Source organism: Paenibacillus sp. yr247 (genome assembly GCF_900103825.1).
GTDB lineage: Bacteria > Bacillota > Bacilli > Paenibacillales > NBRC-103111 > Paenibacillus_E.
On record NZ_FNIF01000055.1, the window covers coordinates 1 to 9,213 of the forward strand.

10 protein-coding genes are annotated in these 9,213 nt (G+C 40.9%); 7 read left to right on the top strand and 3 right to left on the bottom strand.

Features of this window, described 5'->3' with window-relative positions:
- Positions 1-446 precede the first annotated feature (446 nt).
- The 5 genes from BLT91_RS29760 to BLT91_RS29780 all read left to right on the top strand — a co-directional run bounded on the left by BLT91_RS29760 (position 447) and on the right by BLT91_RS29780 (position 4,671).
- Positions 447-1,403, top strand: a complete 957-nt coding sequence (locus tag BLT91_RS29760; protein WP_090827809.1) for an MBL fold metallo-hydrolase — start codon at positions 447-449, stop codon at positions 1,401-1,403.
- 733 nt (positions 1,404-2,136) lie between these two features.
- Positions 2,137-2,868, top strand: coding sequence for a hypothetical protein (locus BLT91_RS29765; protein ID WP_090827810.1), 732 nt, complete (start codon positions 2,137-2,139; stop codon positions 2,866-2,868).
- Positions 2,869-3,309: 441 nt separating this feature from the next.
- The gene (locus BLT91_RS29770; protein WP_090827812.1) at positions 3,310-4,014 is read left to right on the top strand and encodes a helix-turn-helix domain-containing protein; all 705 of its coding nucleotides are present in this window, start codon (positions 3,310-3,312) and stop codon (positions 4,012-4,014) included.
- Positions 4,001-4,189, top strand: a complete 189-nt coding sequence (locus BLT91_RS29775) for a hypothetical protein (RefSeq protein WP_090827814.1) — start codon at positions 4,001-4,003, stop codon at positions 4,187-4,189. The genes BLT91_RS29770 and BLT91_RS29775 overlap by 14 nt, the downstream gene beginning before the upstream one ends.
- Positions 4,190-4,383: 194 nt before the next feature.
- Positions 4,384-4,671, top strand: coding sequence for a hypothetical protein (locus tag BLT91_RS29780; RefSeq protein ID WP_141225120.1), 288 nt, complete (start codon positions 4,384-4,386; stop codon positions 4,669-4,671).
- Between the two features lie 143 nt (positions 4,672-4,814).
- On the opposite strand, the gene BLT91_RS29785 is transcribed toward BLT91_RS29780, so the two are convergent.
- Both BLT91_RS29785 and BLT91_RS29790 read right to left on the bottom strand, forming a co-directional pair.
- Positions 4,815-5,189, bottom strand: a complete 375-nt coding sequence (locus BLT91_RS29785; RefSeq protein ID WP_090827818.1) for a hypothetical protein — start codon at positions 5,187-5,189, stop codon at positions 4,815-4,817.
- A 476-nt stretch (positions 5,190-5,665) separates the two neighbouring features.
- On the bottom strand, positions 5,666-6,412 hold the full coding sequence (locus BLT91_RS29790; protein ID WP_090827820.1) for a hypothetical protein: 747 nt from the start codon (positions 6,410-6,412) through the stop codon (positions 5,666-5,668).
- 266 nt (positions 6,413-6,678) lie between these two features.
- On the opposite strand from BLT91_RS29790, the gene BLT91_RS29795 reads away from it, so the two are divergent.
- Together BLT91_RS29795 and BLT91_RS29800 are read left to right on the top strand one after the other, a co-directional pair.
- On the top strand, positions 6,679-7,155 hold the full coding sequence (locus tag BLT91_RS29795) for an ankyrin repeat domain-containing protein (protein ID WP_090827821.1): 477 nt from the start codon (positions 6,679-6,681) through the stop codon (positions 7,153-7,155).
- Positions 7,156-7,316: 161 nt separating this feature from the next.
- A complete protein-coding gene (locus BLT91_RS29800; protein WP_090827822.1) occupies positions 7,317-8,051 on the top strand; it encodes a WecB/TagA/CpsF family glycosyltransferase in 735 nt (244 codons plus the stop codon).
- 88 nt (positions 8,052-8,139) lie between these two features.
- Here the strand turns inward: BLT91_RS29800 and BLT91_RS29805 are convergent.
- Positions 8,140-9,213 (bottom strand): IS110 family RNA-guided transposase (locus BLT91_RS29805; protein WP_090827823.1); only part of this gene is annotated, 1,074 nt, incomplete at its 5' end.

The window sequence follows — 9,213 nt, forward strand, 5'->3', positions numbered from 1 at the left end:
GACAAGAACTTTATCCCATTCCCGATTTTGACAAGAACTTTATCTCATTCCCGACAGATGGTGTGGAGTGAATGAGGTGGATATGGAAATACCTTGGAAAGGATACCTAAGATTGAACTAAACGAGCGAGAAGAAATAAAATTAACTTGGCGTACCTTCGAACAATTGAAACAAAAACCGTTGTATCCAGAAGGTATATTGGATGTTCTTTTAGATAGAGTGGAAACAGTATCCCATTTAGTTATAAGAAAAAGCTATGATGAATAAAAGTGAATCCTATCCTAACGGGCAGGTTAGTTGAAATGTCACTCTAAAATCTAAATCACTATGCAACAAATTACATATGATTGTAACAATATTTAAACCCATATTATTCCACATCGTGGTAGACTATACTGTGTAAACGCTATATCAAGCCCGCTTGATTATTAAGGAGTGATAGATCGATGATAAGAGAAGAGCTATTTAAATCAAGACACTTTCGACTCCAAGAGATAATAGATGGTGTATTTGCAGCTATTGCTATTCCAGGTACCGGTGCGATGGGAAATGCGGGTATTGTGGATCTAGGTAACCGTACACTGGTGTTCGATACGTTCTATACACCACAAGCTGCACGTGATCTTCGTAATGCAGCAGAGCAGATTTTTCAGCGTCCGGTTACACTGGTTGTAAATAGTCATGGGCATGCTGACCACATGTTGGGTAACCAAGAATTTCCAGATGCTAGTATAATTGCAACTGATCAAACACGTCAAATGATCCATGAACGAGGTACCGCTTTGTTGGAGTTTATCAAATCTAATCCGGGTTACCCGGATAAATTTGCTCTTCAGATTGAAGAGGAAGTCGATAAAAGCAAACGAGAGCAAATGCTTACAACTTTAGGCGATTATCGTGAATTCGGAAAGGCTGTCCCGACACTTAAGGTAACATATCCAAATATTATTTTTGAGAATGAGATTACTTTTTATGGTACTAAACGCAATGCAAAGTTGATCACCTATGGCGGTGGTCATACAAAGAGTGATGCGTTTCTTTACCTGCCGGGAGAAAAAATAGCATTCATGGGGGATCTCCTAACTGTTCAATCACACAATCAATGCTTTCATGGAGATGCTGAAGAGTTCGTAAGAATCCTCAAACGAGTTGAACAACTACAGATTGATGTTGCAATTCCTGGTCATGGAGAAGTCGGACAAATGAAGGACATAAAAACAATGCGTGAATACTTTGAGGAGGTAGTGAATCAGCTAAACAATCTAATCGAAAACGGTGTCCCTCTTGAAAAAGGAATAACTGTCCAAGGGCCTAAGAAATATTCTTCTTGGAACATACCTGACCTTTTCGATAGAAATATCCGTTTGTTGCTGGAACAGAAGCTTTCGAAGGATATTGTCTAGAAGGTTTTAAAAGGATCCAATATGATTGAACTAAAGGATACCGAGGGAGTTGAATAGCAGAAAAAAGCAGACCAAGACTGTATTGTTCCAGTTTTGGACTGCTTTTTGTGATACTCCCACAAGTATTCATTAAATACGTCTAAACAATGTGTAAGGGCTTTAAATCTCAAGGGGTTTTCAGACGCTCGTTTAGATAACGTTAAAATGTTGGCGAGACCGAAACATAAGTTTATGCGCCTTAATCATTACCGAGTATATTTGCTGGGATCATCGTCAGGATAGTCGTTCTTGGCTCCTTTAAATTTAGCGTAGAACCTTATTGTTATTATAATCGCCAGTACAATCATGCCGATTATTTTGTAATCCACGGTTTTACCTCCTTCCAGGCGGGCGGTTTATCAAGTATGCAGGATTTCAATATGACTATTAATAATATACATCAATTCCCAATAATTGGGTAGATTGCTCTATTGAACAATCAAGTGCTCTTGTAACGCTAAAGCTCATATAAAAACCCGTCACATGAGTCGTTACTTATAAGTTTGTAGCGGCGGTTGTCTAATTGAAGCCGCCGCTCAACTAAAGGGCAGTTATGCGTAGCAAGCCCGACTTAGCAGGGGCCCCACATATAGGTGCAGGGTGAAGTTTCAGGCATTACAAAGTTTTAACGAAGGTTGTTGGGTGAAACATGGTATAATTCCTTATAAAAAAATCAATGTGGGGCGTTAAAACAATGCTAATACAGGAAGCCATTGAGGCAATTAAAAAAATTGATCGAGAAATTGACACCATAGACGACCTCTACGCCTTAGAAGTGTTCCATAAAGAATATTTCATCCCCAAACTTGTACCATTACCCGAAAGACCAGAGAGACTTTTAGGCCAAAATGGTCTACACTTTTTACAAATGTCTCTCCATAGGTCTTGGTATTTATTTAGCGGTGTCATTGATTCAATAAACAATAACAACGAGTTGGTGTTTGCAGTTACCACTAGGGCGCATTTTGAAATAACGGGTGCAGTTGCGTTATTTCTAAGGAAGCTGAAAAGTTTTTATGGCGGTGAAATTGCTTATGAGGAATTAGAGACTTTGCTCAGAAGGTTAAATCTAGGGATGAGGGCAAAAGGCGAAATTACCCATGCGCCAGATCCAATCAATGTTATGACTATGATTGATGCTGCTGACAAGGAATACAAAAAAGTCACAGGAGACAAAACACCGATTTTCAGAAGCGTTTATGACGAATTATCCGAGTTTTGCCACCCGAATAGCTTAGGCCTTCAAATGGCGGGGAAAGTGAATAAAGTTGGGGTTGTAAGGTATAAGAGCATTGACGAACCAATTAGGGTTAGCAATTTCTTTCTCAGCAACTTTCTTATTACGGGAACTGCCTTCACTTATTTTTATAGAAATTCCCGTAGCCTACTTGAAGAACACGAAGACTTGCCAATCATCGTGAAATAAAAAAGGGGAGAAAAGTAACCTGGCTCTCCCTTTATATTTGAACATCGTGTTCAGTCAAAGACAATTCATGGCGGGACGAGTCAACCGTGAGCCTAAAAATACTGATGAGAGTAGCCGTTCTGGAAGCCATTTAACTAACGATTACGCTCCCTCGGGAACGTTAGTTGAACGAAACAGCGACAGTCTAGGACTTTATTTTCTTGTCCTTGGCTGTCGCTGTTTCAATTCCTAAGATCAGTCTAAAACTTATTCTTCAAAAGTTGACGCTTTTTCAACTCCAAAACAGCATCAAATCAACAGTTTCTTTGGACAACAATAAATAGGTATTTGATGAGCTAAAGTGTATTTAGGAATTAATTTATTATTTATTTGCAAAACACACTTGACGGGGACATTGTCCCCGTGATGTATGATGCTTATTGAAAGTTGGTGATGTAAATAATGCAGACTAAAGAAGTTACAGAAAGTCTCGGCATCAACAGGGAGCGAATTAAATACTTCAAGAAACAGGGGGTATTTGTTCCTGAAAAAGCTATCACAGATAGCAAGAATGCCGATTATACGGAGAGGGATACTGCAACACTTAGAAAGCTGGTCGTACTCACAAAGTCTGGGTTGACCTGTGGAGATATCAAAAAGGTGCAGGGTGGTGAAAGGACGCTCCAAGATGCAATCATCGAACGCAGGCGTATGGTAGAGGAAGAAATGAAAAGAATGAGTGGTTCGCTGCTTCTTTTGGAAGAGCTGTTAGAAAACGATGTACATTATGACTCTATGTCGACTGACTATTTCTGGAACGAGATACAGCAGAGAGAGCAGGGAGGCGAAGCGTTCATGGATGTGAATGAAATGTATGATTATCGCCCTGTCCCACTTATGCGTACTGTTAAGTGCCCTCACTGTAGTGCAAAGCAGGAAGTTGATTTGGAGGACTATCTGTGGGATGAAACATCAAATGAAAGCAGTTTTGATGATGATATGGGGCCGGATATTGTGTACAGTTTTGATACTGAAGACAACTGTGAATGCGAAAAATGTGGTAAAGCATTTCAAATTGAGGGTTGGATTAGAGAATATCCAATAGGCGCTTACGATTCGGAGCATATTGAAGTTCATCTTATGGAGGATTGGCATGGGGAAAACTAATGAAGAAAAAGGGCTGCTCGCAAAATTGGCAAGTGGTAAATTAGACGGTATGGTGGGAAATGAAAAAACCTACAGCGGATATAAAGACGTATACTGCGGTAAGTATATAAAAGACGGAGAGCCGGTCTCCTATAGAGAGGGAGAATCTAGTCGCTTTTTTAACGAAAGAAAATGAAAGGGTACCAGGAAAAAGAACAGAAGAGTACTACGATACTGATGAGCGTAAGTTGGAATTTCTTCAAAGATACGGATGGTTGGTAGATGACGAAGATGCTAAGGCTTATAGCGCAAAATTCAAGCCGAAAAAATAGCAAGTTGGATTGATTTTGTTATTTTCCAATTCAACAGATGGAGAGTTTCATGCTAAGAATGGGAAAATGGAAAGCACCATCGTTGCAACTGATTCAAAGTCAATTGGAACAATTCAGTGAAGAACAAAAAGAAATTATACATAAAGTCGTAATTAGCTGTATCGATCGTGGCTTACATGACCTATTATTTGGTTTACAAGAAGCGCACGAACTTGGTGACAAGATCGAGATGTTTGTAGATGATGTCAATTTAGCAGAAGTTAGTGATGGCTTGCACGGAGAACTGTTTACAGAAGATGGATGGTATCACCGTTTCAGTAAATATGGGATGCAGGATGAAGGATGATGTACTTATGTTATTGCGCTAACGGAAAACGATAGTTCAATCAATACAGCATGAAGGCAGCCGTATAATTATGAACTGCACCCCAATTGTTAGACACCATCTAACGATTGGGGTGCAGTTCATCTCACGAGACCTGCTTCTATTCAACATTGAACTGAAGTGACACGGTTTGATAGTCCGAGAAGCTGAGTCGATTGGAAACTGCCCCCGACCATTTGATCATTATAATGAGTCAAATAAAACGAGAGCGAAATATGATTGGGAAGAACAAGCTGGACCCATTGACCCTTGCAAGCCTCTGCCTGTTGTGAATTTTGAATGGCAGTCCCGTTGCAAACTAAGGAGTTATAAGATTGGCGGGTCAAAAATCCTGTTGCATAGTTGAAATCGGCAGAGGTCACGTTGACTTGCAAATTAGTCCCATCTTCTAATTGGATGGTCACCCATTTATTCATACATTGTAAAATGTTCGAAATCCCTTGTCTGTTATCGGGATATGCTGGGAAGCTATTCCACATATGATTATCTCCTTTGAAATTAAAGTTGGGACTATACTCCTCCGAATGAACTGATCATACATTGCTTCCACCATATGCAATGAGAGTGGGCATTTGTGCACAAATTGAAAAGAGCCACAGATGGTCGTGGGCTCTCTCTCTATTTATTTTCGTATAAAAAATCTTATTACCTTAATGTTTTCGATCCAAGTTTCAGCGTTTGTACGTACAAGACGGATGTGGGTTTAACTGCAAAGATTGTGGTTTTAAAACCTCAGGAAAAACACTGTTGAGTCGAAAAGTGGTTATAGAGTATGTATGTGGTTTGTTGTTCTCTGATTCACCTGAATACCACAAGAAGAAAGAGCTGTTTGTATCATTTTTAGGAACCATCTATTAACATTTGCATTATTTATTAATCTAACGGCGAACGATAGCTCAACAATTTCACGAAGGTAAAAGATTACCAGCTGCAGCGGACACATCTGCTGCCAATATTATGGCTCTGATCGCGATCCATACACCATGGTCCAGATCGGAACCTGATCGCCGGGGTTCTTCTCATTGTAAATATTGCCCACCCAAAGTGTGCCGCAGATGTGCAGATAGGCGTAAGGTGTGCCATCGAACATCACCCAGGCACCCGCATCCCTGATTGTATTGGGCAGTCCGCACTTCTTGGCGTCAAAAGGCCAAATTATCATCCAGTGCGGTCCAACCGGGATTGCCGGGCTTGATCTATCGAACGGGTCGGTGTTACTATGCTGCGTAGCTCCGCACAGCATATAGATGATGCCTGGAGCAGTATTCGTGGGTCTCGGTTTCTTGGCCATGATGTCCATCATCCATTGCAGTCCCATGTGATCTGCGCACATAGGAGGATTGCCGATCTGATTTTCGTCTCCGGGAAAGCAGATCCAATCGTTGGTGCCTTGACGCAGGATGATCAGGTTGCCGGCTGCATCCAATTCTACAACTGTTGCATCCTTGGTGATGTGTCGCGGGCCAGAAAGCATAGCCCTCGCGATCTTAATGCCGAGGGTTTGTTCTTGCTTCGATGTGGGGACCGACTGTCCAGACGGCATCATTGCAATTGCACTGTTGCTGTAAGCCCCAGTGGCCCTTGTATGGTTTGGCGAACCGGTTGTAGAACTAATCTTTATTTCCTTCGTTTCTTCAGTTCCGGGCACCACTACGGATGAATTTTTCCTTCCTTTAGGTGTAGTTGATTTTCGCTTAGTCATGGACTTCTTCCACCTCATTTTAAATAATCGTATTAAGTCCTCTAGGAATCATTAAAGTTACTCTGCGAAAAGGCCTCTCAATATGGTATGCTGTAGGCTATTTCTAAAGACAATGTAATGCATGTTGTATTCAATGACCGCGCGGGTAAATCTGCCGAGTTTTTTTCTTCCAATTGAAAGGCTTTTCGAAGCTATAGGATAGATCGTATTGCAAGATGAATTTGTTTAACTAACGTGCAGTAATCTGCATTTCAAGGGGGAATAAAATGAACGTTATAAGCCATGAACAGCTTGAAAAATTATTGAAGCATGGTGAAACTTTAGAATTTCGGAAAGCTTTAAAATTAGGATTGAATCCAAATACAATCATAAAATATAGCCCATTAATTAGATTAGCAACATACTATAACCAACCGCAAATTGTACAGGAGTTGTTATTGGCTGGTGCTAATCCAGATACGTCAGATACAAAAAGAGGGATGACTGCTCTAATTGATGCAGCATACAAGGGTTATAAGGATATTGTTGATATTCTCATCCCTTTCACAAAAAACATTAATTTTGCAGAAACTGTATTCGGTAATACAGCATTAATGGAAGCTTCAAGAGGGGGAGAATTGGATATTGTTAAGCTTTTAGTGGGAAACGGTTCTGACAAAAATATAGTTAATAAGAATAGAGAAACTGCTCTTGACCTTGCAATTCAAAAAGGGTTTGAAGATATAGTCAGCTTTTTAAAATAACAATCATCATTCAACTAACGGATAACGATAGCTCCATAACAAAGATCAAGCAGGCTGCCGGTGATAAACTCGGTGGCCTGCTGTGCAACGGGCAGTGTAGCATGGTAATATAATCCATGTTAAAATGTGGTTAACATACTTAATGAGGGTGACAAACCAATATGGAGAAATACGCTACAGTAATGGGAGTTAAATTTCCAAAAATGACGTTAGACAGAACTATAGAGGTTCTTACTGATGTTATTGAAGAGAAAAGATCCGAACTCTTTCATGTAATAACGGTTAACCCAGAGATCGTCATCGCTTGTCAAAAAGATACATCGTTACGCTCAATAGTTGATGAAGCAGGTCTGATTACAGCTGACGGTATTGGAATTGTAATGGTGTCTCGTTTAAGAGGCGGAAATCTTCCCGAAAGAGTTACTGGGTACGACACGTTGTTAAGGTTACTTGATTCTGGTAATCAAAAGAGATGGTCATTTTATTTTCTGGGTGCAGATCCTATCACTAATGAAAAAGTCTGTGAGGTTATTCGCAAAAAGTATCCTGACCTTTCAATATTAGGTAGGCACCATGGTTTCTTTAAGCAAACTGAAGAAGATAAGATTATCGAAGAAATTGGTGACCTAAAGCCTGATATATTAGTGGTTGCACTTGGAGCACCATTCGCAGAGAGATGGATTCATAATAATAAATCAAAATTAAATGCGAAGATTGCTATTGGTGTTGGAGGTAGTCTTGATGTAATTGCAGGAAAAGTAAAAGAGACTCCAGAAAGTTGGAAACGGCTAAACTTAGAATGGCTTTTCAGGTTGATTCAACAACCTTCAAGATGGAAGCGACAGTTGATCTTACCTAAATTCGCAATTCGTGCACTGACGTTTAGAGAAAAGTAAATCATCGTTCCATTGAACTACCCTGAAAATCTCACATATGACGTTTTTTTCAAAAGGCTGCGTCTCATGTTTTAATATGAGCGAGGCATTATGAGGCGTTGGGAGCTGAGATTGTTACGGTAAAGCCAAGACTCTCTAGCCTACGAACGGATTGTTTGACGATGACATCTTGCTGTCGTTTCTCAAAATAATCAGCACCTAAATCTCGGTAATCTTCGTTGCGAGTTAAGAGGTGGTAGGCGATCTTCATGATGGCGTGTGCAACAGCAACAGCTGCTTTACGACCACCTCTACGTGCTGCGATTCGCCTGTATAGGGCTCCGAGATAATTATCAGATCTGCATACGGATTGTGAAGCTTCTAGAAGTGCCGATCGGAGATATTTGTTTCCTTTGCGAGTTCTCGAAGGTTTTCGTTTACCAGCACTTTCGTTGAGTCCTGGTACAAGACCGATCCATGAGCAAAGATGGGCAGCGCTTGGAAACCGTGAACCGACGTTTGTTCCAATTTCGGCTAATATTTGTTCAGCGGTACGTCTGGCAATTCCAGGAATCGTATCTAGTCGCTCAATGTCTTCTTGAAAAGGGTCTAGCCGCCCAGCTACCTCCGCGTCCAAATCCGTGATTTGTTCGTTGAGGAAATCCACGTGGGTAAGCATGGTTTTTAGCATAAGGCGTTGATGTGCACTCATCTTACCCCGAAGTGCAAGCTCAAGTTCTTCCTTTTTTTTCTTCATGACTCCGCGTGCGAAGCTAGCGAGTTTTTCCGGATCTTCCTCGCCATTAATCATCGCATGTATCATGTCACGACTGGAAAGACCCATAATATCTGTGGCGACAGAAGCAAGTTTAATGTTAGCTCCTTCTAGAACTTTCTGTACCCGGTTATGTTCACGAGCTCGTTCTTGAATTAAACTGCGCCGGTAACGAACTAACTCGCGCAGCTCACGCTGGTTCCGATCTGGAATATAACTTGCAGTAAGTAATCCGTGACGTAACAGGTCTGCAATCCATTCAGCATCTTTCACATCCGTCTTTCTACCGGGAACAGCCTTCATGTGCTGGGCATTTACGACAAGGTATTGAATGTCCTCGGCTTCAAGTAAGTTGACGATAGGTTTCCAAAAGACGCCTGTACTTTCCATGGCTACATGTGAACAGCG

Coding starts and splice junctions, on each gene's coding strand:
- BLT91_RS29765 (WP_090827810.1), top strand. CDS start 2,137: ATGCTAATACAGGAAGCCATTGAGGCAATTAAAAAAATTGATCGAGAA.
- BLT91_RS29770 (WP_090827812.1), top strand. CDS start 3,310: ATGCAGACTAAAGAAGTTACAGAAAGTCTCGGCATCAACAGGGAGCGA.
- BLT91_RS29775 (WP_090827814.1), top strand. CDS start 4,001: ATGGGGAAAACTAATGAAGAAAAAGGGCTGCTCGCAAAATTGGCAAGT.
- BLT91_RS29785 (WP_090827818.1), bottom strand. CDS start 5,189: ATGTGGAATAGCTTCCCAGCATATCCCGATAACAGACAAGGGATTTCG.
- BLT91_RS29795 (WP_090827821.1), top strand. CDS start 6,679: ATGAACGTTATAAGCCATGAACAGCTTGAAAAATTATTGAAGCATGGT.
- BLT91_RS29790 (WP_090827820.1), bottom strand. CDS start 6,412: ATGACTAAGCGAAAATCAACTACACCTAAAGGAAGGAAAAATTCATCC.
- BLT91_RS29780 (WP_141225120.1), top strand. CDS start 4,384: ATGGGAAAATGGAAAGCACCATCGTTGCAACTGATTCAAAGTCAATTG.
- BLT91_RS29760 (WP_090827809.1), top strand. CDS start 447: ATGATAAGAGAAGAGCTATTTAAATCAAGACACTTTCGACTCCAAGAG.
- BLT91_RS29800 (WP_090827822.1), top strand. CDS start 7,317: ATGGAGAAATACGCTACAGTAATGGGAGTTAAATTTCCAAAAATGACG.